At 68.8% G+C, this 26,121-nt stretch carries 22 protein-coding genes; 18 read left to right on the top strand and 4 right to left on the bottom strand.

Annotated features, from left to right (window positions below; genetic code table 11):
* The first annotated feature begins 91 nt into the window (after positions 1 to 91).
* From ACSFBC_RS19680 to rsmA, 3 genes are read left to right on the top strand one after another with little or no spacing between them, the layout of a single operon-like run.
* On the top strand, positions 92 to 2,485 hold the full coding sequence (locus tag ACSFBC_RS19680; protein WP_435512038.1) for an LPS-assembly protein LptD: 2,394 nt from the start codon (positions 92 to 94) through the stop codon (positions 2,483 to 2,485).
* A gap of 11 nt (positions 2,486 to 2,496) precedes the next feature.
* Entirely contained in the window at positions 2,497 to 3,921 is a 1,425-nt protein-coding gene (locus tag ACSFBC_RS19675; protein ID WP_435512037.1) for a peptidylprolyl isomerase, read from the top strand.
* Complete coding sequence (gene rsmA, locus ACSFBC_RS19670; protein ID WP_435512036.1) at positions 3,921 to 4,697, top strand: 16S rRNA (adenine(1518)-N(6)/adenine(1519)-N(6))-dimethyltransferase RsmA; 777 nt, start codon at positions 3,921 to 3,923, stop codon at positions 4,695 to 4,697. Before ACSFBC_RS19675 ends, rsmA begins: the two co-directional genes overlap by 1 nt.
* 263 nt (positions 4,698 to 4,960) lie before the next feature.
* Here the strand turns inward: rsmA and ACSFBC_RS19665 are convergent, their stop codons facing one another.
* The 3 genes from ACSFBC_RS19665 to ACSFBC_RS19655 all read right to left on the bottom strand — a co-directional run bounded on the left by ACSFBC_RS19665 (position 4,961) and on the right by ACSFBC_RS19655 (position 8,418).
* Positions 4,961 to 5,398 carry a barstar family protein gene (locus tag ACSFBC_RS19665; protein WP_435512245.1) on the bottom strand — a complete coding sequence of 146 codons (438 nt, stop codon included), beginning with the start codon at positions 5,396 to 5,398 and terminating at the stop codon, positions 4,961 to 4,963.
* Between the two features lie 50 nt (positions 5,399 to 5,448).
* Entirely contained in the window at positions 5,449 to 5,856 is a 408-nt protein-coding gene (locus ACSFBC_RS19660; RefSeq protein WP_435512035.1) for a guanyl-specific ribonuclease, read from the bottom strand.
* Positions 5,857 to 6,060: 204 nt separating this feature from the next.
* Positions 6,061 to 8,418, bottom strand: coding sequence for an NADP-dependent malic enzyme (locus ACSFBC_RS19655; RefSeq protein ID WP_435512034.1), 2,358 nt, complete (start codon positions 8,416 to 8,418; stop codon positions 6,061 to 6,063).
* Positions 8,419 to 8,652: 234 nt separating this feature from the next.
* On the opposite strand from ACSFBC_RS19655, the gene ACSFBC_RS19650 reads away from it, so the two are divergent.
* From ACSFBC_RS19650 to ACSFBC_RS19595, 12 genes are all read left to right on the top strand, one after another.
* Positions 8,653 to 9,531, top strand: coding sequence for a FadR/GntR family transcriptional regulator (locus ACSFBC_RS19650; protein WP_435512033.1), 879 nt, complete (start codon positions 8,653 to 8,655; stop codon positions 9,529 to 9,531).
* A gap of 31 nt (positions 9,532 to 9,562) precedes the next feature.
* Positions 9,563 to 10,891 carry an ABC transporter substrate-binding protein gene (locus tag ACSFBC_RS19645; protein ID WP_435512032.1) on the top strand — a complete coding sequence of 443 codons (1,329 nt, stop codon included), beginning with the start codon at positions 9,563 to 9,565 and terminating at the stop codon, positions 10,889 to 10,891.
* A 117-nt stretch (positions 10,892 to 11,008) separates the two neighbouring features.
* Entirely contained in the window at positions 11,009 to 11,905 is an 897-nt protein-coding gene (locus tag ACSFBC_RS19640; protein WP_435512031.1) for a branched-chain amino acid ABC transporter permease, read from the top strand.
* Positions 11,906 to 12,059: 154 nt separating this feature from the next.
* Positions 12,060 to 13,046 (top strand): branched-chain amino acid ABC transporter permease, encoded by a 987-nt coding sequence (locus ACSFBC_RS19635; protein ID WP_435512030.1) that lies wholly within the window; start codon positions 12,060 to 12,062, stop codon positions 13,044 to 13,046.
* Positions 13,043 to 13,843 (top strand): ABC transporter ATP-binding protein, encoded by an 801-nt coding sequence (locus ACSFBC_RS19630; protein WP_435512029.1) that lies wholly within the window; start codon positions 13,043 to 13,045, stop codon positions 13,841 to 13,843. Before ACSFBC_RS19635 ends, ACSFBC_RS19630 begins: the two co-directional genes overlap by 4 nt.
* A gap of 3 nt (positions 13,844 to 13,846) precedes the next feature.
* Positions 13,847 to 14,521 (top strand): ABC transporter ATP-binding protein, encoded by a 675-nt coding sequence (locus ACSFBC_RS19625; RefSeq protein ID WP_435512028.1) that lies wholly within the window; start codon positions 13,847 to 13,849, stop codon positions 14,519 to 14,521.
* Positions 14,518 to 16,128 (top strand): class I adenylate-forming enzyme family protein, encoded by a 1,611-nt coding sequence (locus tag ACSFBC_RS19620; RefSeq protein ID WP_435512027.1) that lies wholly within the window; start codon positions 14,518 to 14,520, stop codon positions 16,126 to 16,128. Before ACSFBC_RS19625 ends, ACSFBC_RS19620 begins: the two co-directional genes overlap by 4 nt.
* Before the next feature lie 68 nt (positions 16,129 to 16,196).
* The gene (locus tag ACSFBC_RS19615; RefSeq protein ID WP_435512026.1) at positions 16,197 to 17,246 is read left to right on the top strand and encodes an SPFH domain-containing protein; all 1,050 of its coding nucleotides are present in this window, start codon (positions 16,197 to 16,199) and stop codon (positions 17,244 to 17,246) included.
* Between the two features lie 9 nt (positions 17,247 to 17,255).
* A complete protein-coding gene (locus ACSFBC_RS19610; RefSeq protein WP_435512025.1) occupies positions 17,256 to 18,743 on the top strand; it encodes a DUF4178 domain-containing protein in 1,488 nt (495 codons plus the stop codon).
* Positions 18,744 to 18,782: 39 nt separating this feature from the next.
* A complete protein-coding gene (locus ACSFBC_RS19605) occupies positions 18,783 to 19,010 on the top strand; it encodes a DUF350 domain-containing protein (protein WP_435512024.1) in 228 nt (75 codons plus the stop codon).
* Positions 19,011 to 19,023: 13 nt separating this feature from the next.
* On the top strand, positions 19,024 to 20,580 hold the full coding sequence (locus tag ACSFBC_RS19600) for a polyamine aminopropyltransferase (RefSeq protein ID WP_435512244.1): 1,557 nt from the start codon (positions 19,024 to 19,026) through the stop codon (positions 20,578 to 20,580).
* A 2-nt stretch (positions 20,581 to 20,582) separates the two neighbouring features.
* Positions 20,583 to 22,160 (top strand): FAD-dependent oxidoreductase, encoded by a 1,578-nt coding sequence (locus tag ACSFBC_RS19595; RefSeq protein WP_435512023.1) that lies wholly within the window; start codon positions 20,583 to 20,585, stop codon positions 22,158 to 22,160.
* Positions 22,161 to 22,170: 10 nt separating this feature from the next.
* On the opposite strand, the gene ACSFBC_RS19590 is transcribed toward ACSFBC_RS19595, so the two are convergent.
* Positions 22,171 to 22,950, bottom strand: a complete 780-nt coding sequence (locus ACSFBC_RS19590) for a helix-turn-helix transcriptional regulator (RefSeq protein WP_435512022.1) — start codon at positions 22,948 to 22,950, stop codon at positions 22,171 to 22,173.
* A 106-nt stretch (positions 22,951 to 23,056) separates the two neighbouring features.
* Here ACSFBC_RS19590 and ACSFBC_RS19585 point away from each other — a divergent pair, with 106 nt between their 5' ends.
* Genes ACSFBC_RS19585 through ACSFBC_RS19575 form a run of 3 tightly spaced genes read left to right on the top strand, consistent with a single transcriptional unit; the run spans position 23,057 to position 25,884 of the window.
* Positions 23,057 to 23,533 (top strand): DUF3237 domain-containing protein, encoded by a 477-nt coding sequence (locus tag ACSFBC_RS19585; RefSeq protein WP_435512021.1) that lies wholly within the window; start codon positions 23,057 to 23,059, stop codon positions 23,531 to 23,533.
* Positions 23,534 to 23,576: 43 nt separating this feature from the next.
* On the top strand, positions 23,577 to 24,572 hold the full coding sequence (locus tag ACSFBC_RS19580) for a Bug family tripartite tricarboxylate transporter substrate binding protein (protein WP_435512020.1): 996 nt from the start codon (positions 23,577 to 23,579) through the stop codon (positions 24,570 to 24,572).
* A gap of 34 nt (positions 24,573 to 24,606) precedes the next feature.
* Entirely contained in the window at positions 24,607 to 25,884 is a 1,278-nt protein-coding gene (locus ACSFBC_RS19575) for a flavin-dependent oxidoreductase (RefSeq protein ID WP_435512019.1), read from the top strand.
* Positions 25,885 to 26,121 lie beyond the last annotated feature (237 nt).

Raw genomic sequence — 26,121 nt, 5'->3', positions numbered from 1 at the left:
AAATGAAACGCCACCGTGCCCGGCACGCCGTGCCCTTGCCGTCCGCCGCACGGGTCCCGGGCCTCGCCCGGACGCTCGGGGGAGGCCAGGAATGAGTGCGCTGCGCCGCCCGCCGCTGCCGTTGGCCCTGCTGACCCTGGCCCTGTGGCAGGCGCAAGGGGCCTGGGCGCAGGACAACTGGCTCGATGCGCCGCTGGTGCTGCAGCGCACGCCGCAATTGGTCGAGACCATTCCCAACGCCGAGCGCGGGCTGCGCCCGAACCTCATCGAGGGCGACCAGATTTCCGGGCGGCCCAATCTGGAGACGGTGATCGAAGGCAATGCCTCGATCCGTCGCGGCGACACGGTGATCCGTGCCGATCGCCTCGAGTACTACCAGCCCGACGATCTGGCCAAGGCGCGCGGCAACGTGCACGTGAACCAGGCCGGCACCACCTATGACGGACCCGAACTCCAGCTCAAGCTGGAGACCTTCGAGGGCTTCTTCAACAACGTGCGCTACCAGTTCCTCGCGACCGGTGGCCACGGCGATGCGCAGCGCATCGACTTCGTCGATTCCAGCGTGTCGATCGCGCGGCAGGCCACCTACACCACCTGCCGGCGCGAGGACTATCCCGGCTGGATGCCGGCCTGGATCCTGAGCGCGGCCACGCTGACGACCGACACCGAGGAGAACCTCGGCACCGCCACCGGTGCGCGCATGACCTTCATGGGCATCACCACGCCTGCGCTGCCCTCGATGACCTTCCCGCTCAACAACCAGCGCCAGAGCGGCGTGCTGCCGCCGGTGTTCGGCGTGGGCAGCGTCAACGGCGCCGAGGTGCTGCTGCCCTACTACTGGAACATCGCGCCGAACCGCGACGCCACGCTCTACCCGACGATCATGGGCAAGCGGGGCATCAACATCGGCAGCGAGTTCCGCTACCTCGAGAACAGCTACAGCGGCACGGCGCGCGTCGACTACATGCCCGCCGATTCGCTGCGCAACCGCGACCGCTGGGGCGTGTGGACCACGCACGGCCAGAGCTTCGACCCCAAGCCCTTCGGCCTGGATTCGCTCTCGGCGACGCTGCGCCTGAACCGGGTGAGCGACAACGACTACTGGCGCGATTTCTCGCGCACCCCGACGCTCACCTCGCGGCTGCTCGACAGCGAAGCCGCGGTCAACTGGAGCAAGGGCGACTGGAGCGGCCAGGTGCGCGCGCTCTCCTACCAGACGCTGCAGTATTCGCTGTCGCCGATCACGCCGCCCTACGACCGCATGCCGCAGATCACGGCGAACAACACGCAGTACGACTGGGGCGGCTTCGACGTCACGACCTCGCTCGACTACACGCGCTTCCGCGCCGACTCGCAGTACGCGCCGCTGCTCAACGGCCAGCTGCAGCCCAACGGCGAGCGCGTGTTCGGTTCGGTGCAGATCAGCCGGCCATGGATCACGCCCTCCAGCTTCGTCATCCCGAAGCTGCAGCTGCATTCGACGTCCTACCAGTTCGACACGCCGCTGGCCAACGGCGCGAGTTCCGCGAGCCGCACGGTGCCTACCTTGAGCCTCGACAGCGGCCTGGTGTTCGAGCGCGACGCCAGCTTCTTCGGCCGCGCCTTCCGCCAGACGCTGGAGCCACGGCTGTTCTACGTGAACACGCCCTACCGCGACCAGAGCCAGCTGCCGGTGTACGACACCGCGGCCAACGACTTCAACTTCGCGACCATCTACACCGAGAACGCGTTCTCCGGCAACGACCGCATCTCCGACAGCAACCTGCTGACGGCCGGCGTGAGCACGCGGCTGATCGACCCCGACACCGGGGCCGAGGCCGCCCGCTTCGGCGTTGCGCAACGCTTCCGCTTCGCCGATCAGCGCGTCACGCTGCCGGGCGTCCTGCCGGCGACCGACCGGCTGAGCGACGTGCTGCTCGGCGCACAGATCAACTGGACGCCCAAATGGAGCGTGGACACCACGATCCAGTACAACCCCGACGAAGCCCGCTCGGTGCGCAGCACGCTGAGCGCGCGCTACAGCCCGGGCGCCTACCGCACCGTCAATGCGGCGCTGCGCTACCAGGCCGACACCACGCCCTTCGTGCAGGACGGCAGCAAGTCGATCGACGTCGGCTGGCAATGGCCGCTCAACGACCTGTGGGGCGACAAGGGCAAGGACCTGGGCAAGGGCCGTGGCGAGGGGGGCGGCCGCTGGTATGCGGTCGGCCGCTTGAACTACAGCCTCAAGGATCGGCAGCTCACCGACGGCGTCGTCGGCGTGGAATATGACGGATGCTGCTGGATCGGACGCGTCGTGCTGGAACGTCTGACCACGGGGCAGGTCACAGCCAACACGCGGATCATGTTCCAGATCGAGTTCGTGGGCTTCGCCAGCGTGGGCGTGGGCTCCAACCCGATGACCGCACTGGCCAAGAACATCCAGCGCTACCAGCCCCTGCGCGTGCCCGGCGAAACGCCGAGCCGCTTCACCAATTACGACTGAACCCTGTCACCATGAAATCTTCTCGCTCCACCCTCACCCTGGCTTGCCTCGCGATGCTGGCCGCCGCGTCGGGCGTGCATGCGCAGGGACTGGGCATGCGTCCCGGCGGCGGCACGGGCATCACCGACATCATGCGTGGCGGCGCCCGCATCACGGCGCCCGCGCAGACCCCCCGCAGCGGCACGGTCGCGCCGGCGGCACCCACCGGTCAGCGCGCGGCCGAGTACATCGTGGCGCTGGTCAACTCCGAGCCCGTGACCAACACCGAAGTCCAGAAGCGTGCCACCCGGATCCTGCGCGAGAACCCCGAAGCCCAACGCGTGCCGCGGGCCGAACTCAACCGCATGGTGCTGGAGCGCATCGTCGTCGAGCGCGCGCAGTTGCAATTGGCCAAGGAAAGCGGCATCAAGGTCGACGACCTGGCGGTGGACCAGGCCGAGCAGCTGGTGGCGCGCCAGAACCAGGTCAGCCAGGATGAGCTGTCCCGCCGCCTCGAGGCCGAAGGCATCACGCGGCAGGAATTCCGCAGCGACCTGCGCGAGCAATTGCTGCTGACCCGCCTGCGCGAGCGCGAGGTCAACGCCCGGGTCAAGATCAGCGACTCGGAAGTCGACCAGTTCATCCAGGACCAGCGCAGCGGCAATGCCGTCGCCGCGCCCGAAATCAATTTGGCGCATGTGCTGGTCACGGTGCCTGAAGCGTCGAGCGAAGCCCAGATCGCGGCGCTGCAGAAGAAGGCGCAGAGCGTGGCCGATCGCGCGCGCGCGGGCGAGGATTTCGCCAAGCTGGCACGCGAGAACTCCGACTCGCCCGATCGTGCCAACGGCGGCTCGTTGGGCCTGCGTAGCGCCGACCGCTATCCGCCGCTGTTCGTCGAAGCCACGCAGACCACGCCGGTCAACGGCATCGTGGGTCCGGTGCGTTCGGGCGCGGGCTTCCACGTGATCAAGGTGCTGGCCAAGGGCCAGGCCGGTGCGGCCGAAGGCGTGGTCACCCAGACCCAGACGCGCCACATCCTGCTGCGCAACGATCCGCAGCGCAGCACCGCTCAGGCGATCGAGCAGCTCGCCGAATTCAAGCGACGCGTGCTGGCCGGCACCGCCGACTTCGCCTCGCTGGCCCGCGACAACTCGCAGGACGGCAGCGCCAAGGACGGCGGCGACCTGGGCTGGGCGCGGCCCGGCCAGTTCGTGCCCGAGTTCGAGGAAGCACTGGACCGGCTCGCCCCGGGACAGATCAGCGATCCGGTGGTCACGCGTTTCGGCGTTCACCTGATCCAGGCCGTCGCCCGTCGCGAAGCCAAGCTCAGCCAGACCGAGCAGCGCGAAGCCGCGCGTGCCGTGCTGCGCGAGAAGAAGATGGACGAGGCCTACGAGACCTGGGTGCAGGAAGTGCGCACCCGCGCCTACGTCGAATTCCGCGAGCCGCCGGTCTGATGGCACAGCACATCGCGCGCAAGCGCTTCGGCCAGCACTTCCTGTCCGACGGCGGCATCATCGACGCGATCGTGGACGGCATCGCACCGCAACCCGGCGATGCGATGGTCGAGATCGGTCCCGGCCTGGCGGCGCTCACGCAGCCGCTGGTCGAGCGGCTCGGGCACCTGACCGTGATCGAACTCGACCGCGACCTGGCCGCGCGTCTGCGCGGGCACGGGCAGCTCGAAGTGATCGAGTCCGACGTGCTCAAGGTCGACTTCGCCGCGCTGGCCGCGCGCCTGGCCGGCCCGGAACACAGGCCGCTGCGCGTGGTGGGCAACCTGCCCTACAACATCTCCACGCCGATCCTGTTCCATCTGCTGGGCTTCGCGCACCTGATCGCCGACCAGCATTTCATGCTGCAGAAGGAAGTCATCGACCGCATGGTGGCGAAGCCCGCCACCTCCGACTACAGCCGCTTGAGCGTGATGCTGCAGTGGCGCTATGCGATGGAGAACTTCCTTTTCGTGCCGCCCCAGAGCTTCGAGCCGCCGCCGCGTGTCGACAGCGCGGTGGTGCGCATGGTGCCGCTGGCGCAGCCGCCGGCGGTCGATGCCGCGCGCCTGGGCGAGATCGTGCAGGTGGCCTTCAGCCAGCGCCGCAAGATCATGCGCCACACGCTCGGGCGCTGGCTCGACGAGCATGGCTTCAGCGGCAGCTTCGATGCGCAGCGACGGGCCGAGGAAGTGCCCGTGGCGGAGTACGTCGCGCTGGCGCAAGCCGTGCCGCCCTGAGCCACTGCAGCACCATTGAAAAAGCCCGTCGAGACGGGCTTTTTCATGTCCGCGGGAAGCGGGTGCTCAGGCTGCGGCCAGCCAGTATCCCGCGTTGAAGGGGCTGCTCATGCGCAATGCCAGCGGAGAGACGTCGACCAACTTGTCGGTCGGCATCTTCTCGGCGGTGGGATCGACCGGCGCGACTTCGATGTCGGCGATCGGCGTGCTTCCTTCAGGAGCCTCGACAGCCCGTTCTGCTTGGCTGGTGTGTGCAGAACGGGCTACAGAAAAGAATAGAAGCAGCGGAACGGGATCTTGCGGTCACCCCAGTAGTCCGACGCGTCGCGGAAGATGTCGAGCAGTTGCTCGCGTGCTTCCTTGTCGAACTTGACGTTGGCCGGGATCTGCTCGAGCACGATGACGAAACCGGGCTGCGGGCCCGATTTATGCAAGGGATCGGTCATGCAGTCGTACAGCGCGTCGAAGTTCTTCCCGAAGTGCGAGGGGAAGGTGAATTGCTGTGCGATGAGGTCAAGCACGTCCTGCTTGGTCTGGGCATTGGCCAGATTGGCATAGAGGAAGTGCTGTCCCGCCGCGTTCGCAGCCTCCTGCAGGTCGTTCACGCGGAAGGCGCGAATCGACTGCACGATGTTGGGCCGCACGGCACGAAGGGATAAGGTCATCTCCGCAGGTCTTTCCATGGTTGTCGTCGTCGTCATGTCATCGGGGCGCAGGGATGCGCCGCTCCAGTTCAATTCTTTGCTGCTGCTCATGGCGCAATCCGCCGAAAGCTCGCGTAATGGTCCGCGGTGTACCAGCACGTTGTCGGTGCCGTCGCCGGTTGGCCGCCGCAGACGATGCGCCGCGCGCCGCGGTTGCGCGCGCCTGGCGTATCGACCGTGTATTCGCGGTAATGCCCACGCCGTTCGGACGGCAGGAGGCGCTCGCGGTTGCCGAACACCGTGCCGTCCTTGTCGTGCCGGAAGGGGCCACCGTTCAGGATGGCCTGGTAGGTACGCTGGCCTTGTGCCGGCAACGCGCTCAGCGCGATCGACGCCTCTGGCGACTGCTGTTGCGCCATGCCTCGGGTGTCGCGGGCGTCGGCACCGGTCGCCGACAGGGCCAGCAGCAAGCCGGCGAGGGCGAATCGGGACGCAGACAACGAGATCGAGGCCATGGATGGAACAGCGGCCGCCATGGGGCGCCACAAGCAAAAAAAGCGGGGGGTCGAAACGGGGATCAACCTTGGGGTTAACCCGCGAATTCAAGCTTGTGAGTGTGCACCACGGATGCACAAATAGCAAGCGCCTGCTCAAAATTTGAGCAGGCGCAGGGCCCCGATGCGGGGCAGTGAAGTTAGCGACCGCTATCGCGGCGGTGCTTAACGATCGGCGTTGGCATCGGCCACTGTCAAGGCCGTCATGTTCACGATGCGGCGCACCGTGGCGCTGGCTGTGAGAATGTGCACAGGTTTGGCCGCGCCGAGCAGCACCGGGCCGATCGCGATGTTGCCGCCGGCCGCGGTCTTGAGCAGGTTGTAGGAAATGTTGGCAGCGTCCAGGTTCGGGAAAACCAGCAGGTTGGCGTTGCCGGACAGGGCGCTGTGCGGCATCACGGCCGCGCGCTGCTTGCCGTCGAGCGCCACGTCGCCGTGCATTTCGCCGTCGACTTCGAGCCACGGGGCCTGCACGCGCAGCAGGTCCAGCGTGCGGCGCATCTTGATCGCGCTGGCCTGGTTGCTGCTTCCGAAGTTGGAATGCGACAGCAGCGCCGCCTTGGGCTTGATGCCGAAACGCATCATTTCCTCGGCCGCCATGGTCGTGATTTCGGTCAGTTCCTCGGGCGTCGGGTCGTAGTTGACGTGGGTGTCGACCAGGAACACCTGGCGGTCCGGCAGCAGCAGGCCGTTCATGCAGGCGTAGATCGGCACGTCCTGCGGCGTGCTGGCGCAGCCGCCGGCGCGCTTGCCGATCACCTGGTCGATGTGGTGCAGGTGGATGGCGGTGGTGCCCCAGGTGCCGCAGATCAGGCCGTCGACCTCGCCCTTGTGCAGCAGCATCGCGCCGATCAGCGTCAGCCGGCGGCGCATCTCGATCTTGGCGGTCTGCACCGTGGTGCCCATGCGCTCGGTCATGCGATGGTAGGTTTGCCAGAAGTCGCGGTAGCGGTGGTCCTGCTCGACGTTGACGATGTCGTAGTCCAGCTCTTCCTTGAGCCGCAGGCCGAACTTCTCGATGCGCTGGGCGATGATGGCCGGCCGGCCGATCAGCGTGGGCCGGGCCAGGCCTTCGTCGACCACGATCTGGGCGGCGCGCAGCACGCGCTCTTCCTCGCCCTCGGCGTAGGCCACGCGCTTCTTGCTCGCGCGTTTGGCGGCGTCGAAGATCGGCTTCATCGCGGTGCCCGAGGCGTAGACGAAGCTCTGCAGCTTGTCGCGGTAGGCGTCGAGGTCGGTGATCGGACGCATCGCGACGCCGCTCTCGGCCGCCGCCTTGGCCACGGCCGGCGCGATCTTCATCATCAGGCGCGGGTCGAAGGGCTTGGGGATCAGGTACTCGGGCCCGAAGCTCAGCTTCTCGCCGACATAGGCCGCGGCCACGCGCTCGCTCTGTTCGGCCTGCGCCAGTTCGGCGATGGCGTGCACCGCTGCGATCTCCATCTCGTCGGTGATCGTGGTCGCGCCCGAATCGAGTGCGCCGCGGAAGATGTACGGGAAACACAGGACGTTGTTGACCTGGTTCGGATAGTCCGTGCGGCCGGTCGCCATGATCACGTCGCCGCGCACCGCGTGCGCGTCTTCGGGCGCGATCTCGGGGTTCGGGTTGGCCAGCGCGAAGATCACCGGGTGGGCGGCCATCTTGGCGACCATCGCGGGCTTGAGCACACCGCCGGCCGACAGGCCCAGGAACACGTCCGCGCCCTCGATCACGTCGCTGAGCGTGCGCGCCGTGGTCTGCTGCATGTACTGACGCTTGTCCTCGTCCATCAGCTCGGTGCGACCTTCGTAGACCACGCCGGCCAGGTCGGTCACGAACACGTTCTCGCGCTTGAGGCCGACCTTGAGCAGCAGGTTCAGGCAGGCCAGCGCCGCGGCGCCCGCGCCCGAGGTGACCAGCTTGACCTCGGCGATGTTCTTGCCCGCGACCTTCAGGCCGTTGAGCAGCGCCGCGGCGACCGTGATGGCGGTGCCGTGCTGGTCGTCGTGGAACACCGGGATCTTCATGCGCTTGCGCAGCTCGCGCTCGATGTAGAAGCAGTCCGGGGCCTTGATGTCCTCGAGGTTGATGGCGCCGAAGGTCGGCTCCAGCGACGCGATGATGTCCACCAGCTTGGCCGGATCCTTTTCGTCGATCTCGATGTCGAACACGTCGACGCCGGCGAACTTCTTGAACAGCACGCCCTTGCCCTCCATCACCGGCTTGGAGGCCAGCGGGCCGATGTCGCCCAGGCCCAGCACCGCGGTGCCGTTGGTGATGACGGCCACCAGGTTGCCGCGCGCCGTGTACTTGAAGGCGTTGGCCGGGTCCTTGACGATTTCCTCGCAGGGGGCGGCCACGCCGGGCGAATAGGCCAGGGCCAGATCGCGCTGGTTGACCATCTGCTTGGTGGCCGCGATCGCGACCTTTCCGGGGACCGGGAACTCGTGGTACTCCAGCGCGGCGCGGCGCAGCTCGGCGCGCTTGTCTTCGACGCTCGGCACAGCCGTCGATGGGGGGCTCAGGGGGGAGAGATCGGACATGACTGCGTGCTCCGGCTGTTGCTGGCGCGTGAAATGACGCGTCCGCGACACTGTTGTAGGGGGCGCGATTGTAGACGTCGGCCATTGGCGAGGGCGGCCTGCAAAGCGCCCGGACAGGGCAGGGCTTCAGTGGCGGCAGCGGGAAAACCCGCTCGCCGCAGGCCGAAGGTGCTGATCAAAATCCGATTGTCCGACAAACCAAAGCGCCGCTCGACGGCCGCCAGGAGACATCGATTGACCGGCAGCCTCCGTGCATCGCGCCGCCCCGCCGGCCCACCGTCCGAACGCAGCCCTGGCGTGAAGGAGTCCGGCGTGCGCCGCGCCGCGCCGCGGGCCGCCAAGACCAAGGTGGCGGACGACGTCTCCATGTTCAGCCGGCTGCGGCTCGAGCCGGCCTACAAGGCCGTGTCGTCCGAGATCGAGCGCAGCATCCTCAGCGGCCAGATCCAGCCCGGCATGCCCTTGCCCACCGAACAGAGCCTGGCCGAGCGCTTCGGCGTGCACCGCTCGACGGTGCGCGAGGCCATCCGCCAGGTCGAGCAGGAAGGGCTGGTGCAGCGCCGCGAGGGCCGCCGGCTGTTCGTCACGCTGCCCGGCCTGTACGACCTGGCGCCGCGCGCGGCGCGGCTGCTGTTGCTGCAGCAGACCACCTTCGAGGAACTGTGGCAGGTCGCGGTCACGCTCGAGCCGCTGGCGGCGCGCCTCGCCGCCGCGCACGCCGAGGCGGCCGACATCGAGGCGCTGGCGCAGAACACCGAACTGACCGCCCAGTTGCAGGCGCGCGGTGCGGTGTCGATGGAAGAGAACATGCGGCTGGTGGAGCTCGACGTCGAGTTCCACGCGCTGGTCGGCGCGGCGAGCCACAACCGCGCGCTGATGCTGGCGCGCGAGCCGATCAGCCTGCTCTACAACCCCACGCTGCTCCAGCTGCACCTGCACCTGCCGCAATCGAAGGCCCGCAACCTCGCGGCGCACCGCGCCATCCTCGATGCGCTTCAGCGCCGCGACGCCGAGGCGGCCGCCGAATGGACGCGCAAGCACATGGTCGATTTTCAGAAGGGTTTCGAGTTGGCGGGCCTGGACATGCGCACGCCCATCGCGAAAGCACCTTAGTTCGGCGGTTCAAACCAACAGGAGACAAGACATGGCATCGAAGCAGCAACAAGGACAGACGTTCGCCGGATCGGCACGACGCGCGGCGGCGCGCACCGCGATCGCGTTGGGCGTGGCCGCGCTGGGCGTCGCGGCCCATGCGCAGGAGACCTTCAAGGTCGGCGTGGTCAGCTTTCTCTCGGGCCAGGCCGCGGAGAGCTTCGGCATTCCGGCCGTGAACGGCGCCAAGGCGCTGGTCGAGGCCTTCAACAAGGGCGAGGCGCCGGCGCCCTACAACAAGGCCGGCATCGGCGGCCTGAAGATCGAGGCGGTCTACATCGACGAGAACGGCGGCGCGACCAAGCAGGTGCAGGAACTGCGCAACCTGTACGACCGCGAGAAGGTCGATGCCGTGGTCGGCTACGTCGGCTCGGGCGACTGCCTGGCGGTGGCGCCGGTGGCCGAGGAGATGAAGAAGTTCCTGATCCTCTACGACTGCGGCACGCCGCGCATCTTCGAGGACGGCAAGTACAACTACGTGTTCCGCACCGCCTCGCACGCGACCATGGACAACGTGGCGCTGGCCCGCTACATGAAGGCGCGCAACGTCAAGGCCGCCACCTACAACATGATCAACCAGGACTACGCCTGGGGCCAGGATTCGCGCAAGGACTTCATGCTGTCGATGGCGCAGCTCTACCCCGATGCGAAGTCGGGCGAAGACCTGCTGCCGAAGTTCGGCGCCGGCCAGTACGGCACCGAGATCTCGGCGCTGATGTCCAAGCGTGCCGACGTCACGCACTCCAGCCTCTGGGGCGGCGATCTGCAGGCCTTCATCCTGCAGTCGGGCCCGCGCGGGCTGTTCAAGCGCTCGCAGGTCGTGCTGTCCGCGGCCGACCATGTGCTGACCAACCTGGGCGACAAGATGCCCGACGGCGCAATCATCGGCGCACGCGGTGCCTACGGCCTGCTGTCGCCCAAGTCGGCGCTCAACGACTGGTGGTGGAGCGTCTACCAGAAGGCGCAGAACACCTATCCCGCGCAGGCACCCTACCGCATGGCACAGGCGCTGATGGGCCTCAAGCTCGCGGCCGAGAAGGCGATGGCCGCCAACGGCGGCAAGAAGCCCACGCACGAGCAGCTCGCCGCCGCCCTCAAGGGCATGGAGTGGGACGCGCCCGGCGGCCGCATCCGCATGACGCTGGGCGACGGCCACCAGGCGACGCAGGACACCGCGATCGGCAAGACGCGCTACGACGCGGGCAAGAAGATGGTGGTGCTCGAGGACATCCAGCGCTTCCCGGCGGAGTGCGTGAATCCGCCCGTCAACGTGAAGTCGGAAGACTGGATCAAGAGCAACTTCGCAGGCGCCAAGTGCTGAGGAGCGCCTGAGCGCTTCCTGACGGCACCGCACCGGCATCGATGACCTCCGCCGGCCCGTGCAATGCGCGGGTCCGGCGCAGGCCATGCCACTTCGCAACCCTCCACCGAGTCGGGCATGAACACCGCCATCACCATCCTCATCGACGGACTGAGCTACGCATCGTGGCTCTTCATCGTCGCACTCGGGCTCACGCTCGTGTTCGGCGTGCTGAAGATCCTCAACATCGCGCACGGCAGCTTCTATGCGCTGGGCGCCTATGCCGCCGCCAGCTTCGTCGGCTGGTTCGCGACGATGAAGTTCGCGCCCGAATGGTCGCTGGTCGCGATGCTGTTCGCGGCGGTGGCGGTCGCGGTGCTGGTCGCACCGCTGACCGAACGCGGCCTGATGCGCTTCTTCTACGGTCGCGACGAAGTGCTGCTGGTGCTGGTCACCTATGCGCTGTTCCTGATGCTCGAGGACATCACCAAGCTCATCTGGGGCGCCAATCCCTACTACGTGTCGGAGCCCTACGCGCTCTTCGGCAACGTGGAGATCGGCGACCAGGTGTACGTCGGCTACGACTTCATGCTGATGGCCATCGCGGTCGTCGTGGGCTCCGTCGTGTGGTGGGGGCTGAACCGCACGCGCCACGGCAAGATCGTGCTGGCCGTGATCCACAGCGAGGAGGTCGCGGCCAGCATGGGCGTGAACGTGTCGCGGGTCTACATGCTCGCCTTCTCGGTCGGCATCTTCCTGGCCGCGATCGGCGGTGCCTTCACCGCGCCGCTGATCTCGGTGCAGCCGGGCGTCTCGGTGGGCGTGATCATCGTCTCCTTCGCGGTGGTCATCATCGGCGGCCTCGGCAGCATCGAGGGCGCGGCCATCGGTGCGCTGATCGTCGGCCTCGCGCGCTCGTTCGCCGTGCACGTGATGCCCGAGGTCGAGCTGTTCTCCATCTACATCGTGATGGCGCTGGTGCTCATGGTCCGGCCCGAAGGCCTGTTCCAGCGCGTCCAGGCGCGAAAGATCTGAGCATGAAGCTCACCCCCCAGTCTTCGCGCACCTTGGCCCGTCCTGAGCTTGTCGAAGGGTGTCGCTGCGCCAACCCCCTTGCAGGGGGCAACACCAGCGGCCCGGCAAAGCCGGTTCCGCGGTGTTCCACGAACTTTCCTGCGGAGTTGCTGACATGACCCGTACGACTCTTCCTGTGCCGGCCGTGCGTACGCCGAGGCGCGCCACCGTGCTGTGGGTCGGCATCGCCTTCATCGCGGTGCTGGTCGTCGCGGGCGCCTTCATGCCGCGCTGGCTGACCTTCCTGCTCACCATGGCGGCCTCGCACGGCCTGGTCTCGCTGGGCATCGTGCTGCTGATGCGGGGCGGCGTCGTGTCCTTCGGCCAGGGCCTGGTGTTCGCGGTCGGCGGCTACGCGGCCGCGCTGGCTTTCAACAGGCTCGGCGTCACCGATGCGCTCGGCATGGCGCTGATGGGCGGCGTGGCGGCCCTGATCGTGGCGGCGCCCTTCGCGCCGATGCTCTCGCGCTACCGCGGCATCTTCTTCGCGATGCTCACGCTCGCGCTGTCGATGGTCTGCTACGGCGTGCTGGTCAAGACCAACGCGCTGGGCGGCTCCGATGGCTTCAACATGGGCCGGCCCACGCTGTTCGGCCAGACGCTGTCGGATGCGCGCGTGGGCTACGTGCTCTACAGCGTGACGATCGCATTTTCCGGCGTGCTCGCGCTGCTGGCGCGCGCCTACTTCGACTCGACGCGCGGCCTGGTCACGCTGGCGGTGCGCGAGAACGAGCTGCGCGTCGAATACCTCGGCGGCTCGGTGAAGCAGGCGATGAGCATCAACTACCTGTTCGCGGCCTTCGCCGGCGGCGCGGGCGGTGCGCTGACCGTGATGTCGCTGGGCCACATCGACCCGAACTTCAGCTACTGGACCACCTCGGGCGAGTTCGTGTTCGTCGCCATCCTGGCCGGCTGGCAAAGCGTGCTCGCGGTGTTCGTCGCGTCGACGCTGCTGGAGATCGTGCGGTCGTTCTCCAGCCTCTACTTCCCCAACACCTGGCAACTGTCGCTGGGCCTGTTCCTGCTGTTGATGATCCGCTTCCTGCCGCGTGGCATCGGATCGTTGTGGGTCGAGCGCGGCACGAAGGGAGACCCGCGATGAGCGCCGTTCCGGAACCACGCATCGATCAGACGGCGCCCGCCGCGCGCGAGATCCTGCTGCGCGCCAGCGGCATCGAGAAGCGCTTCGGCGCGGTGGTCGCGGCCAGCGGCATCGAAGTCGCGATCGGCACCGGCGAGCGCGTGAGCCTGATCGGCAGCAACGGCGCGGGCAAGACCACCTTCGTCAACATGATCACCGGCTACCTCAAGCCCGACACCGGCAGCATCGTGTTCGGCGGTCGCGACATCACGCGGCTCGCACCGCGCGAGATCACGCGGCTGGGCGTGGCGCGCTCGTTCCAGATCCCTCAGCTGTTCCAGGAGCTGTCGGTGCTCGACAACATGCTGGTGGCCACGGCCTGCCGCGAGAACCGGCTGTCGTTCTGGCAGACCGCGCGGCGTGCCGATGCGGTGGCGCGTGCCGATGCGCTGCTGGCGCGCTTCAACCTCGCGGAGCATCGCGAGCGCCGCGTGGCCGAGTTGCCCGGCGGCGTGCGCAAACTGCTCGACATCGCGATGGCCATGACCGGCCAGCCGCGGTTGCTGCTGCTCGACGAGCCGACCAGCGGCGTCTCGGCCGAGGAGAAATTTCCGATGATGGAAATCATCATGACCGCGCTCGGGCAGGAGCCCATGACCGTGCTCTTCGTCGAGCACGACATGGACATCGTCGAGCGCTACGCCGATCGCGTGATCGCCTTCTACAGCGGCCGCATCATCGCGGACGACACGCCGCAGGTCGCGCTCGCCACCGACGACGTGCGCCGCTACGTCACCGGCACCCTTCGCCAGGAGTAAGCGATGCTCGCCATCGAATCGATCCATGTCGCCATCGGCTCCGTGCAGGTGCTGCGCGGTCTGAGCCTGACGGTGGCCTCCAACCGCATGGCCGGGCTCATCGGCCGCAACGGCGCGGGCAAGACCACGCTGCTGCGCTCGGTGATGGGCCATCTGCCGCCCACGCAGGGCCGCATCCTCTACGACGGCCAGGACCTCGCGCGCATGGCCAGGCACGAGCGCGCGGCGGCCGGCATCGGCTACATGCCCGAAGACCGCGGGCTGGTGCCCGAGCTCACGGTCGAGGAGAACATCCTGCTGCCGATGTGGGCCACCGGCGCGCGCAACGCGAAGGAGCGGCTGGACTTCGTCTACGGCGTGCTGCCCGAGCTGCTGCCGATGCGCGAGCGCCGCGCGCTGCTGCTGTCGGGCGGCCAGCAGAAGCTGGTGGCGCTGGCGCGCGCGCTGTCGGTCGGCACGCGGCTGCTGCTGCTCGACGAGCCCTTCGAGGGCGTCGCGCCCGCGCTGTCCATGCGGCTGGGCGAAGTCATCGCCGGCTTGCGCGGCAGTGCGCTGTCGGTGCTGATCGCGCAGTCGGACCTCAACCACTCGCGCAAGCTGGTCGACGTGGAATACGTGATCGAACGCGGCGCGAACGTCGCGGCGGCCGAGGCCGAAGCCGACGCGGGGCACGCATGAGCACGACCCCGCACTGGCATCCCGACCGGACGCCGGCGATGCGCCACGAGGCGGTGTACGGCGACCGCATCGTGCGCTGCTTCGTCGAGCGGCCCGCCAGCCTGCATGCGCTGCTCGAGCGCGCCGTGGCCGAACACGGCGACAGCGATGCGGTGGTCTGCGGCGCGCAGCGCTGGCACTACCGCGCGCTCGACGCCGAAGTCGCGCGCATCGCCGCCGGCCTGGCCGCGCGGGGCGTGGCCGCGGGCGAGCGCGTGGTGATGTTCATGGGCAACCGGCCCGCGTTCGTCGCCGTGCTGTTCGCGCTGCAGCGCATCGGCGCCATCGCGGTGCCCATCGGCGAGCGCGAGCAGAAGCCGGGTCTCGCCTACATGCTGCAGCAGTGCGGTGCCCGCGCGATCGTGTTCGATGCGGCGCTGGCCGATCGCATCCCCGATGCAGAGGACGTGCCGGCACTGCGGCTGCGCATCGCGGCCGCGGGCGAGGTCGACGGTGCCCTGCCGCTCGACGCGCTGGGCACCGCAGGCGAAGCGCCGGCCGCCATCGTCGCGGTGAAACCGCAGGACACCGCGTTGATCCTCTACACCTCCGGCACCACGGGCCGGCCCAAGGGCGCGATGCTCTCGCACCTCAACGTCGCGCATTCGGTGCGGCATTACGAAGCCTGCATGGGCGTGCGCGCGGGCGACCGCTCGGCGCTGGCCGTGCCGGCCAGCCACGTCACCGGGCTGATCGCGGTGATCGCCGCGATGGTCCACGTGGGCGGCGCGATCGTGATCCTGCCGGAGTTCAAGGCCGCGGCCTTCCTGCAGACCATGGAGGCCGAGCGCGTCACGCACACGCTGATGGTGCCGGCGATGTACACGCTGTGCCTGATGAGCCCGGCCTTCGATGGTGCCCGGCTCGGTCACTGGCGCATCGGAGGCTACGGCGGCGCGCCGATGCCGGTGTCGGCCATCGACGCGCTCGCGCAGCGCCTGCCCGGGCTCGTGCTGGTCAACGCCTACGGCGCCACCGAGACCACCTCGCCCACGACCATGATGCCGCCCGGCCTCACGCGCGACCATGCCGACACCGTCGGCGTGCCGCTGCCCTGTGCCGACGTGCGCGTGATGGACGACGAGGGCCGCGAGCTCCCGGCCGGCGAGACCGGCGAGCTCTGGATCGCCGGCCCGATGGTCGTGCCAGGCTACTGGGACAACCCCGAAGCGACGGCCGCCGCGTTCACCGGCGGCTACTGGCATTCGGGCGACCTGGGCTCGGTCGACGCGGCCGGCTTCGTGCGCCTGGTCGACCGCAAGAAGGACATGCTCAACCGCGGCGGCTTCAAGATCTACTCGGTCGAGGTCGAGCATGTGCTGATGGCGCTGCCCGGCGTGGTCGAGGCCGCGGTGGTCGGCCGGCCATGTCCGGTGCTGGGTGAGCGTGTGCACGCTTTCATCCATGCGCCCGGCACGCCGCACGACGACGCGGCGGTGCGCGCGCATTGCCGCGCGCAACTGACCGATTACAAGGTGCCGGAGACGATCACCTGGTCCGACGCGCCCCTGCCCCGCAACGCCGGTGGCAAGCTGCTCAAGCGCGCGCTGCGCGACCAACTCGCCTGAGTCACGGGTTCGTGCGCCCTCGCGCTATATGATCCGAACGATTCAACTCCAACGACTGAGAGGGCGCCATGGCTCTGATGGATTTCATCAAGAAACAGTTCATCGACATCATCCAGTGGACCGAGACCGGCGATGGCACGCTGGCCTGGCGCTTTCCGATGGCGGAGATGGAAATCCAGAACGGCGCCTCGCTCACCGTGCGCGAGTCGCAGGTGGCGGTGTTCGTCAACGAGGGCAAGGTGGCCGACGTCTTCGGCCCCGGCATGTACAAGCTCACGACGCAGACGCTGCCCGTGCTCACGTACCTGAAGAACTGGGACAAGCTGTTCGAGTCCCCGTTCAAGAGCGACGTCTACTTCTTCAGCACGCGCCAGCAGGTCGACCAGAAGTGGGGCACGCCCCAGCCGATCACGATCCGTGACAAGGACTTCGGCGCGGTGCGCCTGCGGGCCTTCGGCAACTACAGCTTCCGCATCGGCGACGCCAAGCTGTTCCACACCGAGATCTCCGGCACGCGCGATATCTACACCGTGGCGGACCTCGACGGGCAGCTGCGCGGCCTGGTGCTGCAGAACATCAGCAACGCGATCGCGTCGAGCGGCGTGCCCTTCCTCGACCTCGCGGCCAACCAGATCGAGTTCGCCAACGCGCTCGCGACCCAGCTCAAGCCCGAGTTCGCCAAGATCGGCATCCAGCTCGAGAACATCACGGTCCAGAACGTCTCGCTGCCCGAAGAGCTGCAGAAGGTGCTCGACCAGAAGATCGGCATGGGCATGGTCGGCAACGACATGGGCAAGTTCATGCAGTACCAGACCGCACAGGCCATCCCCAAGTTCGCCGAAGGCTCGGCCAACGGCGGTGGCGGCATCGCGGGCGACGCGATGGGTCTGGGCGCCGGCGTGGCGCTGGGCCAGGTGCTGGCGCAGAACCTGGCCCAGGGCCTGAACCCGAACGCTGCGGCCACGGCCGCCGTGGCCGCAGCCGCACCGGTGACCGAGATCAGCGCCAACGACGTGATGGCGACGCTCGAGAAACTGGGCGACCTCAAGACCAAGGGCATCCTGACGCAAGACGAGTTCGACGCGAAGAAGGCCGAGCTCTTGAAGAAGCTGGTCTAAGCGGCACCGATGGCTGAGGAAACGGGCGCCCAGCGCGCCTACCGTGCGCCCTGCCCTGGCTGCGGCGCACCGGTCGAATTCAAGTCGGCGCAATCGACGTTCGCCGTCTGCCCCTACTGCCAGAGCACTGTCGTGCGCCAGGGCGAAACGCTCGCGCGCATCGGCAAGATGGCGGAGCTGTTCGACGATTTCAGTCCGCTGCAGCTGTTTGCCGCGGGCCGTCTTCAGGACAAGCCTTTCACGCTGGTCGGGCGGCTGCAGTACAGCTACCCGGGCGGCCGCTGGACCGAATGGATCGCTGCGCTCGACGGCGACCGCACCGGCGTCCTCAGCGAGGACAACGGCGCCTTCGTCTTCGCGCTGCCGCACACGCTGGATCGCGCGGCGCCGGCCGCGGTCGACCTGCGCGTCGGCGCGACCACGGCCTTCAACGGCCAGACCTACACCGTCAGCTCCAACGAGCAGGTGGCGCTGGTGTCGGCGCAGGGCGAACTGCCGCGCCTGCCCGAAATCGGCAAGGCCTTCGCGGCGGTCGAACTGCGCAGCGACACGGGCGAGGTGCTCAGCCTCGACTACGACACGCATCCGCCCGGCGCCTACCTCGGCCGCGCGGTGCGCCTCGAGGACCTGCAGCTCAGCGGCCTGCGCGACGAATCGGCCAAGGACGAGAAGGGCCGCAGCTTCAACTGCCCCAATTGCGGCTCGCCGGTCACGGTCAACCTGGCCGACAGCAAGAGCATCACCTGCGGCAACTGCCACAGCATCATCGACCTGTCGCAGGGCGTCGGCGGCGAACTCAAGCATGCCGAGCAGAACGATCCGGTGCGCCCGCTGATCGCGCTGGGCAGCATCGGCCAGTTGCAGGGCGTGGCCTGGCAGGTGGTGGGTTTCCAGCACCGCATGGGCGTCGAGCCCGGCGACGACGAGCACTTCGGCTGGAACGAGTACCTGCTCTACAACAAGAAGCGCGGCTTCAGCTTCCTGGTCGACGCGGAAGACGGCTGGAGCATGGTGGCGCCGACCACGGGCGCGCCCAGCATGGCCGACAGCGGCAAGAGCGCGAAGTACCTGGGCAAGAGCTACCAGCAGCAGTACGCCTACAACGCCGAGACCACCTACGTGGCCGGCGAGTTCTACTGGCAGGTCGAGCGCGGGCAGAAGAGCTTCAACCGCGACTTCGCCAACGGCAGTTCGCTGCTGTCGATGGAGCGCTCGGCCAACGAACTGACCTGGTCGTCGGGCAGCAAGATGGACAGCGCGGCGGTGGCCTCGGCCTTCAAGCTCGATGCGCGCAAGGACATGTTCAAGCGCGACGATGCGGCGCCGCTGAGTTCGGCATCGAGCATGGGCTGCGGCACCATCATCCTCGTCATCGTGGTGATCTTCATCCTGCTGATCGTCCTGAGCACCTGCAGCGGCCGCTCCTCGGGCGGCTCGTCGTCGCGCAGTTCGGGCGGTTCCTACGGCGGCTATTCCAGCGGCGGCGGTCACAAGTGACGCACGCCGTTTCACACGTGTTTTTTTCCGGAGGTTCTCATGCTGGGACTTGAATGGCTGCGGCCTGCCGCATTTCTGGGTTCGATCCTGTTCGCGTTCATCGGCGTGATCGTGTTCTGGCTCTGTTTCGTCATCATCGACAAGATCACGCCGTTCGACCTGTGGGCCGAAATCGTCGAAAAGCAGAACGTCGCGCTCGGGCTGGTGGTGGCGGCGATGAGTCTGGGCATCTCGCTCATCGTCGCCGCGGCGATCCACGGCGGCTGAGCGCGTGCCCGTGATGCAGGGCCCGGCCCAGGGCCCTGAGCTCGATGCGGGCGCCGGCCCCCGGCCGGTCGAGGTCGCGCTGCTGGCCAGCGTCTTCGTGGTCGCGGCCTGCGGCCTGGTCTACGAACTCAGCGCGGCCGCGCTCAGTTCCTATCTGCTCGGTGATTCGGTGCTGCAGTTCAGCACCATCATCGGCACCTACCTGTTCGCCATGGGCGTGGGCTCGTGGCTCTCGCGCTATTTCGAGCGGCAGCTGCCCGCGCACTTCCTGCGCATCGAATTGATGGTCGCGCTGATCGGCGGCGCGCTGCCGGCGCTGCTGTTCATCGCCAACGCCTACATCCCGGGTGCGTTCCGGCTGCTGCTCTACGGCCTGGTGATCGTGGTCGGCACGCTGGTGGGGCTGGAGATCCCGCTGGTGATGCGCATCCTCAAGCGCAACGCGGTGCTCAAGGACCTGGTGTCGCAGGTGCTGACCTTCGACTACCTGGGCGCGCTCGCGGTGTCGGTGGCCTTCCCGCTGATCTTCGTGCCGCAGCTGGGCATGATCCGCACCGGCCTGCTGTTCGGCTTCATGAACGCGGCCGTCGCGCTGTGGGCGCTGTGGCTGTTCCGGCACGAGCTGCGCCGGCTCGGCGCGCACGTGGTGGCCTGCGTGCTCACGCTGGCGGTGCTGGCCGCGGGCTTCGTCTTCGCCGACCGCATCACCACGCTGGCGGAGGACAAGTTCTACCAGGACCACATCGTCTTCAGCGCCACCTCGCCCTACCAGCGCATCGTGGTCACGCACGGCGGCGCGGGCCATCGGCTGTTCCTCAACGGCAACCTGCAGTTCGCCGAGCGCGACGAGTACCGCTATCACGAAGCACTGGTGCACCCGGTGATGGCCGCGCACGGCGCGCCCAGGAAGGTGGCGGTGCTGGGCGGCGGCGACGGCATGGCCGTGCGCGAGATCCTCAAGTACCCCTCGGTCGAGTCGGTCACGCTGGTCGAGCTCGATCCCAACATGACCAAGCTGTTCGCCGAGCATGAAACGCTGGCGGCGCTCAACGGCGGCGCGCTCAAGTCGCCCAAGCTCCACATCGTCAACACCGATGCGTTCAAGTGGCTGCAGGAAGGCGAAGACGTTTTCGACGTGATCGTGGTGGACTTTCCCGACCCGACCAATTTCGCCATCGGCAAGCTCTACACCAACTCCTTCTACGCCTTGCTCGACAAACGCCTGGCCGCCAGCGGCTACGCGGTGGTGCAGACCACCTCGCCGCTGGTCGCGCGCCAGAGCTTCTGGACCGTGGCGACCACCATCGAATCGGTGGGCCTCACGGCCACGCCGTACCACGTGCACGTGCCCAGCTTCGGCGAATGGGGCTTCGTGATCGCGAGCCACCGGCCCTACCGCCGGCCCGAGGCGCTGCCGGCCGGGCTGCGCTACCTGTCGCTGCCCACGCTGCCGCTGATGTTCGACTTCCCGCTCGACATGGCACGCATTCCCGCGGAGGTGAACCGGCTGTCGAACCAGACGCTGGTCACGACCTACGAGCGCGAGTGGGGCAAGGTCGCAGCGCATTGACGATGCAGCGGCGCGCATTCATCGGCAGCGCACTCGGCGCGGGCGCGCTCGCGCTGTCGGGCTGCGATGCGCCGCGTGCCATCGCGGGCGGCTTCACCGGCATCGATGTTGCGCGCGGGCATGCGCTACGCGACGGTGCGCGGCCCGGTGCGGCACCTTCGGTCGTGCGGCGTACGCAGGTCGTGATTGCCGGCGGCGGTGTGGCCGGCCTGGCGGCCGCGCGTGCGCTGCGCGCGCGCGGCATCGACGACTTCGTGCTGCTCGAGCTCGAGGACCAGGCCGGCGGCAACAGCCGCGGCGGCCGGGTGCAGGGCATCGCCTGCCCGCTGGGCGCGCACTACCTGCCGGTGCCCGGCGACGACGCACACGAGGTGCAGGATCTGCTCGAGGAGCTGGGCCTGCGCCGCCGCGTCGCGGGCCGTTGGGAATACGACGAACGCCACCTGTGCCACAGCCCGCAGGAGCGGCTCTTCTTCCAGGGCGAATGGCACGACGGCCTGCTGCCGGTGCAGGGCGTGGGCGCCGGCACGCTCGCGCAATACCAGCGCTTCTCGCGCCGTGTCGACGAACTGCGCCATGCGATGCGCTTTTCGATCCCGGCCTGGCGCGCCGCGGTCGCGCCGCAGCGGCTGGCGCTCGACGCCGTCGCCTTCGGTCCCTGGCTCGATGCCGAGGGCCTGGACGATCCGCACCTGCGCTGGTACCTCGAGTACTGCTGCCGCGACGACTACGGCGCGGGCCTCGCGCAGGTGTCGGCCTGGGCCGGCCTGCACTACTTCGCGAGCCGGCACGGTTTCCATGCGCCAGGCGACGACAACGTCGAGCGCGATGCCGTGCTGACCTGGCCCGAAGGCAACGGCTGGTTGACGCAACGCCTGGCCGCGCCGCTGGGCGAGCGCCTGTGCACCGGCCATGTCGTCACGCGCATCGCGCAGACGCGCGGCGGTGTCGAGGTCGACGTGTTCGACGCGGTCTCGAAGTCGCGCGTGCGCTGGCAGGCCGAGCGCTGCATCGTCGCGCTGCCGGTCTTCATCGCGGCGCGCGTGGTCGAGAACCCGCCCGCCGTCCTGCGCAATGCGGCCACGCACCTGCGCCATGCGCCGTGGCTGGTGGCCAACGTGCACCTCGACGGCCCGCTGGCCGATCCCGCCGGCGCCGCGCCCAGCTGGGACAACGTGGTCTACGGCAGCCGCGGGCTGGGCTACGTCGACGCGCGCCACCAGACGCTCGACCCGACGCCGCGCGCCACCGTGCTGAGCTGGTACCGCCCGCTCGGCCCCAGCACCTTCGACGGCGCCGACGGACGCCGGCAGTTGCTGGACAAGCCATGGGGCGCATGGCGCGACGAGCTCATCACCGAGCTCTCGGTGCCGCACCCGGACTTCGCCCAGCGCGCGACGCGCATCGACATCACGCGCTACGGCCATGCGATGGCGATCCCGACGCCGGGGCTGCTGTCGCACCTGGGCACGGACGGTGTCGTGGCATCGGGCCGCCTGTCCTTCGCGCATGCGGACTGGTCGGGTTATTCGATCTTCGAGGAGGCCTTCACGCGCGGCCACCTGGCGGGCAGCGCCTGAGCCCGGGCCTTCAGGCCGACAGCACGCGCGCGAACAACTCGTTGCGGAAGTGGATGCCCAGCCGGGCGAAGGCACGGTTGCGGTAGGTCTTGACCGTCGGCAGCGCGAGGCCGAGGTCGCTTGCGATGCCATCCTGCGTCATGCCCTGCAGCAGCCGGACGCACACCGCGCGTTCGCGCTCGGTCAGTGCGGGGCACAGGCTGCGCAGCCGCGCTTCCATGGCGGCGGGCGCCACGGTCGCGCCGGTGTCGGTCGGCTGCGTCAGCGCCATGTGCTTGCGCACCAGCGCGAGCAGCGCCGGTGCCAGCGCGCCGAAGCTGTCGAGCGTGGCGTCGCTGAAGGCGCTCTGGTGGCCGTGCCGGTAGAAGTTGATGGCGAACACGCCGCCGTCGTCCTGCGTCTGCGCGACCGACACGCGCTCGGCCATGCCGTGCGCCTCGTAGACCTTGGCGCGGTGCTCGGCCGGTGCCTCCGCGGCCGTCAGGTGGCACAGCAGCGGCGCATGGTCGGCGGCGCTCGACGTCTGCGCGAAGCTGCGGTCGCCCCGGTGCGGGCCGCTGAGGTAGGCGCGCCAGCAGTCGCGCGTGGTGTCGGGCACGCCGCGCGCGGCCGAGAGGAACAGCGCCGGCCGCTCGCCCAGCCGGTAGACCGACCACGAGGCGGCGGGCACCAGTTCCTGCAGCCCGTCGAGCACGGCCGGGCCGAAGCCGGGGCTGCCGATATGGCCGATCAGCTCGGTCAGCACCTGGGTGCGCCGATCGCCCGCCGGGGCCGCCTGCCAGCTTCTCATGGCCGTGCCTGCCGAGGGGGCGATGGAGGGGCGAAGACGGCGGCGCGCATGCTTGTCATCTTCCGGGATGACAGACCGTCCGGCCACCCGGAATTACGCTAGCCGGATGTCCTCGAACCCCTCGCCCGCCCCGCCCCTGCTCGACCATTTTGCCACCCTGCGCGTGGAGGTCGGCGTGCCTCAGGACGTGGGCATCACGCCGCGCGGCCGGCGCCGGCTCATCCCGATCACCGGCGGCTCGGCCGAGGGCCATGGCTGGCAGGCACGCGTGGCGCCGGGCGGTGCCGACTTCCAGCTCATGACCGCCAGCGGCATGACCGACCTCGATGCGCGCTACACGCTCGAGACCGATGCCGGCGACTGGATCTACGTGCAGAACACCGCGCTGCGCTGCGGCGCGCCCGAGGCCATGGCGCGGCTCGCGCGCGGCGAGCCGGTCGACCCGGCCGAAATCTACTTCCGCTGCGCGCCGCGCTTCGAGACCGCGTCGGTGGCGCTGGGCTGGATCAACGAGCGGCTGTTCCTCGGCAGCGGCGTGCGGCGCCCGGACGTCGTCGAGATGCAGTTCTTCAGCGTGGCCTGAGGCCACCCGCTTCCCGTTCCCCCCAAAACATCCGGAGACCGTCATGACCTTTTCCTCCTCGCATCGCCGCGCCGCCCTGGCCGCCGCCGCCGCCTGGCTCGCCTGCGCGGCCCTGCCCGCCCTGGCCCAGACCGGCGCCTACCCCGACAAGCCGGTGCGCATCATCGTCGGCTTCCCGGCCGGCACCGGGCCCGACATCGTGGCGCGGCTGCTCGCGCAGAAGCTGTCCGAGGGCTGGGGCAACCTGGGCGTGGTGGTCGACAACAAGCCGGGCGCCGGCGGGCTGATCGCGGCCAGCGAGGCGGCGCGCGCCGCGCCCGACGGCTACACGCTGATGCTGGGCGAGACCGGCCAGCTGAGCATCGCGCCCAGCAGCTACAACCGCCTGCCCTACGACCCGGTCAAGGACTTCGCGCCGGTGAGCCAGGTCGTGACTTCCGATTTCGTGCTGCTGGTCAATCCGCAGAAGGTGCCGGCGAAGAACGTGCGCGAGTTCGTCGAGTGGAGCAAGCAGCAGAAGGGCCTGTTCATGGCCACCTTCGGCGCCGGCACGCCGGGCCACTTCGGCGCCTACATGTTCGGCGACGCGATCGGCCAGAAGCCCGAGCCGGTGCACTACCGCAACACGGCCGATGCGCTGGGCGGGCTCTATGGCGGCGACGTGTCCGGCGTGTTCGCCACCGTGGGGCTGGCCGCGTCCAACGTGAAGGCTGGCAAGCTGGTCGCGCTGGGCAGCACCGGCGCCACGCGCAGCCCTTCGCTGCCCGAGGTGCCGACCATCAAGGAGCAGGGCTATCCGAACCTGGCCTTCACGGCCTGGTTCGGCATCGTGGCGCCGGCGAAGACGCCGCCCGAGATCGTGCGCAAGCTCAACGCCGACATCGTGAAGGCCGTGCAATCCACCGAGGGGAAACAGAAGATGCTGGACGCGGGTTTCCGCGCCACGGGCACGAGCGCGGCAGAATTCGCCAAGGTCATCGCCGACGACACGCAGGTGTGGGGCAAGGCCGTGGCGGCCACCGGCTTCAAGGCCGACTGAGCCGCCGCTGAACGACAACCCAGGAGACAGCATCATGAAAGTGACCATCATCGGCGCGGGCATCGGCGGACTCACGCTGGCGCTCGCGCTGCACCGCGAGGGCATCGAGACCGAGGTCTTCGAGGCCTCCGAGACCATCCGGCCGCTGGGCGTGGGCATCAACCTGCTGCCGCACGCGGTGGCCGAACTCACGGCGCTGGGCCTGGGCGATGCGCTGGCCGAGATCGGTATCGAAACCGCCGCGCTGGCCTACTACAACCGCTTCGGCCAGCGCATCTGGCACGAGCCGCGCGGACGCGCCGCGGGCTACCCGGTGCCGCAGTACTCGATCCACCGCGGGGCCTTCCAGATGCTGCTCTACGAGACCGCGGTGCAGCGCCTGGGCGCCGGCCGCATCCACACCGGCCAGGTGCTCGAATCGGTCCTGCGCACCGGCTCGGGCCTGATGGACGCGCCCGGCCAGCCCGCCGTCTTCACGCTGCGCAGCCGCGCCGACGGCACGCTCGCCGAGCACAGCACCGACGTGCTGGTCGGTGCCGACGGCATCCACTCGGCGGTACGGCGGTCGTTCTATCCGACCGGCGACCTGCCGCGCTTCTCGCGCCGCCTGCTGTGGCGCGGCGTGACCGAGGCCGCGCCCTACCTCGACGGCCGCACCATGTTCATGGCCGGCCACCAGGACCAGAAGTTCGTCTGCTACCCGATCTCCGAGCCGCTGCGGCGCGAGGGCCGCTCGCTGATCAACTGGATCGCCGAGCTGCGCGTGCCCGGCACCGACGACGACACGCCGCCCAAGAGCGACTGGAACAAGCGGGTCGACAAGTCGGTCTTCGCCGACGCCTTCCAGGACTGGCGCTGGGACTGGATCGACATCCCCTCGGTGATCGACGGCGCCGAGGCGATCTACGAATTCCCGATGGTCGACAAGGACCCGCTGCCCGGCTGGACGCGGGGTCGCGTCACGCTGCTGGGCGATGCGGCGCACCCGATGTATCCCATCGGGTCCAACGGCAGCGCACAGGCCATCATGGACACGCGCGCGCTGACGGTGGCGCTCACGCAGTTCAAGGACCCGTCGATGGCGCTGCGCGAGTACGAGGCCGACCGCCTGCCGCGCACCGCCGGCATCGTGCTGCGCAACCGCATGAACGGCCCCGAGCAGGTGATGCAGATGGCGCACGAGCGCGCGCCCGAAGGCTTCACCGCGATCGACCAGGTGGTGCCGCACGATGAACTTGCGGCCATCGCGCTGCGCTACAAGCAGCTGGCGGGCTTCGATCCCAAGAGCGTGGTGGCGCGGCCCGCGGCCTGAAGCGCGGCGCCTCCGTCGGGACGGGACCGCGCGCCCCTTCCGCCGTTACCATCGGGCGAGTGAGACACTGCGACGGAGCGCCATGGCAGGCCTTCGCGACCCCGGAAATGGTGTGAGCAGGCCCTAGTGCAGCGGCGTCCGGGGGAGTGGCGGCCCTCTTGACGGCCCGGGTTTTTTCGCGACCATCAGCGGCACGCGTACATGTCGGGGCCGCCAGTCCATTGGCACGAACGCGGA

The sequence above is a fragment of the Variovorax frigidus genome (assembly GCF_051216515.1).
Classification (GTDB): Bacteria; Pseudomonadota; Gammaproteobacteria; order Burkholderiales; family Burkholderiaceae_C; genus Variovorax.
Note: the sequence above shows the minus strand (reverse complement) of the source record. Positions and strands in the feature narration are given on the sequence as shown.

Excerpts from the sequence above, each read along its gene's own strand:
- ACSFBC_RS19620 (WP_435512027.1), top strand. The coding sequence starts at position 14,518 with ATGAGCACGACCCCGCACTGGCATCCCGACCGGACGCCGGCGATGCGC.
- ACSFBC_RS19655 (WP_435512034.1), bottom strand. The coding sequence starts at position 8,418 with ATGTCCGATCTCTCCCCCCTGAGCCCCCCATCGACGGCTGTGCCGAGC.
- ACSFBC_RS19590 (WP_435512022.1), bottom strand. The coding sequence starts at position 22,950 with ATGAGAAGCTGGCAGGCGGCCCCGGCGGGCGATCGGCGCACCCAGGTG.
- ACSFBC_RS19605 (WP_435512024.1), top strand. The coding sequence starts at position 18,783 with ATGCTGGGACTTGAATGGCTGCGGCCTGCCGCATTTCTGGGTTCGATC.
- ACSFBC_RS19645 (WP_435512032.1), top strand. The coding sequence starts at position 9,563 with ATGGCATCGAAGCAGCAACAAGGACAGACGTTCGCCGGATCGGCACGA.
- ACSFBC_RS19640 (WP_435512031.1), top strand. The coding sequence starts at position 11,009 with ATGAACACCGCCATCACCATCCTCATCGACGGACTGAGCTACGCATCG.
- ACSFBC_RS19680 (WP_435512038.1), top strand. The coding sequence starts at position 92 with ATGAGTGCGCTGCGCCGCCCGCCGCTGCCGTTGGCCCTGCTGACCCTG.
- ACSFBC_RS19580 (WP_435512020.1), top strand. The coding sequence starts at position 23,577 with ATGACCTTTTCCTCCTCGCATCGCCGCGCCGCCCTGGCCGCCGCCGCC.
- ACSFBC_RS19660 (WP_435512035.1), bottom strand. The coding sequence starts at position 5,856 with ATGGCCTCGATCTCGTTGTCTGCGTCCCGATTCGCCCTCGCCGGCTTG.
- ACSFBC_RS19665 (WP_435512245.1), bottom strand. The coding sequence starts at position 5,398 with ATGACGACGACGACAACCATGGAAAGACCTGCGGAGATGACCTTATCC.
- rsmA (WP_435512036.1), top strand. The coding sequence starts at position 3,921 with ATGGCACAGCACATCGCGCGCAAGCGCTTCGGCCAGCACTTCCTGTCC.
- ACSFBC_RS19575 (WP_435512019.1), top strand. The coding sequence starts at position 24,607 with ATGAAAGTGACCATCATCGGCGCGGGCATCGGCGGACTCACGCTGGCG.
- ACSFBC_RS19635 (WP_435512030.1), top strand. The coding sequence starts at position 12,060 with ATGACCCGTACGACTCTTCCTGTGCCGGCCGTGCGTACGCCGAGGCGC.
- ACSFBC_RS19615 (WP_435512026.1), top strand. The coding sequence starts at position 16,197 with ATGGCTCTGATGGATTTCATCAAGAAACAGTTCATCGACATCATCCAG.
- ACSFBC_RS19585 (WP_435512021.1), top strand. The coding sequence starts at position 23,057 with ATGTCCTCGAACCCCTCGCCCGCCCCGCCCCTGCTCGACCATTTTGCC.
- ACSFBC_RS19595 (WP_435512023.1), top strand. The coding sequence starts at position 20,583 with ATGCAGCGGCGCGCATTCATCGGCAGCGCACTCGGCGCGGGCGCGCTC.
- ACSFBC_RS19630 (WP_435512029.1), top strand. The coding sequence starts at position 13,043 with ATGAGCGCCGTTCCGGAACCACGCATCGATCAGACGGCGCCCGCCGCG.
- ACSFBC_RS19610 (WP_435512025.1), top strand. The coding sequence starts at position 17,256 with ATGGCTGAGGAAACGGGCGCCCAGCGCGCCTACCGTGCGCCCTGCCCT.
- ACSFBC_RS19625 (WP_435512028.1), top strand. The coding sequence starts at position 13,847 with ATGCTCGCCATCGAATCGATCCATGTCGCCATCGGCTCCGTGCAGGTG.
- ACSFBC_RS19600 (WP_435512244.1), top strand. The coding sequence starts at position 19,024 with ATGCAGGGCCCGGCCCAGGGCCCTGAGCTCGATGCGGGCGCCGGCCCC.
- ACSFBC_RS19675 (WP_435512037.1), top strand. The coding sequence starts at position 2,497 with ATGAAATCTTCTCGCTCCACCCTCACCCTGGCTTGCCTCGCGATGCTG.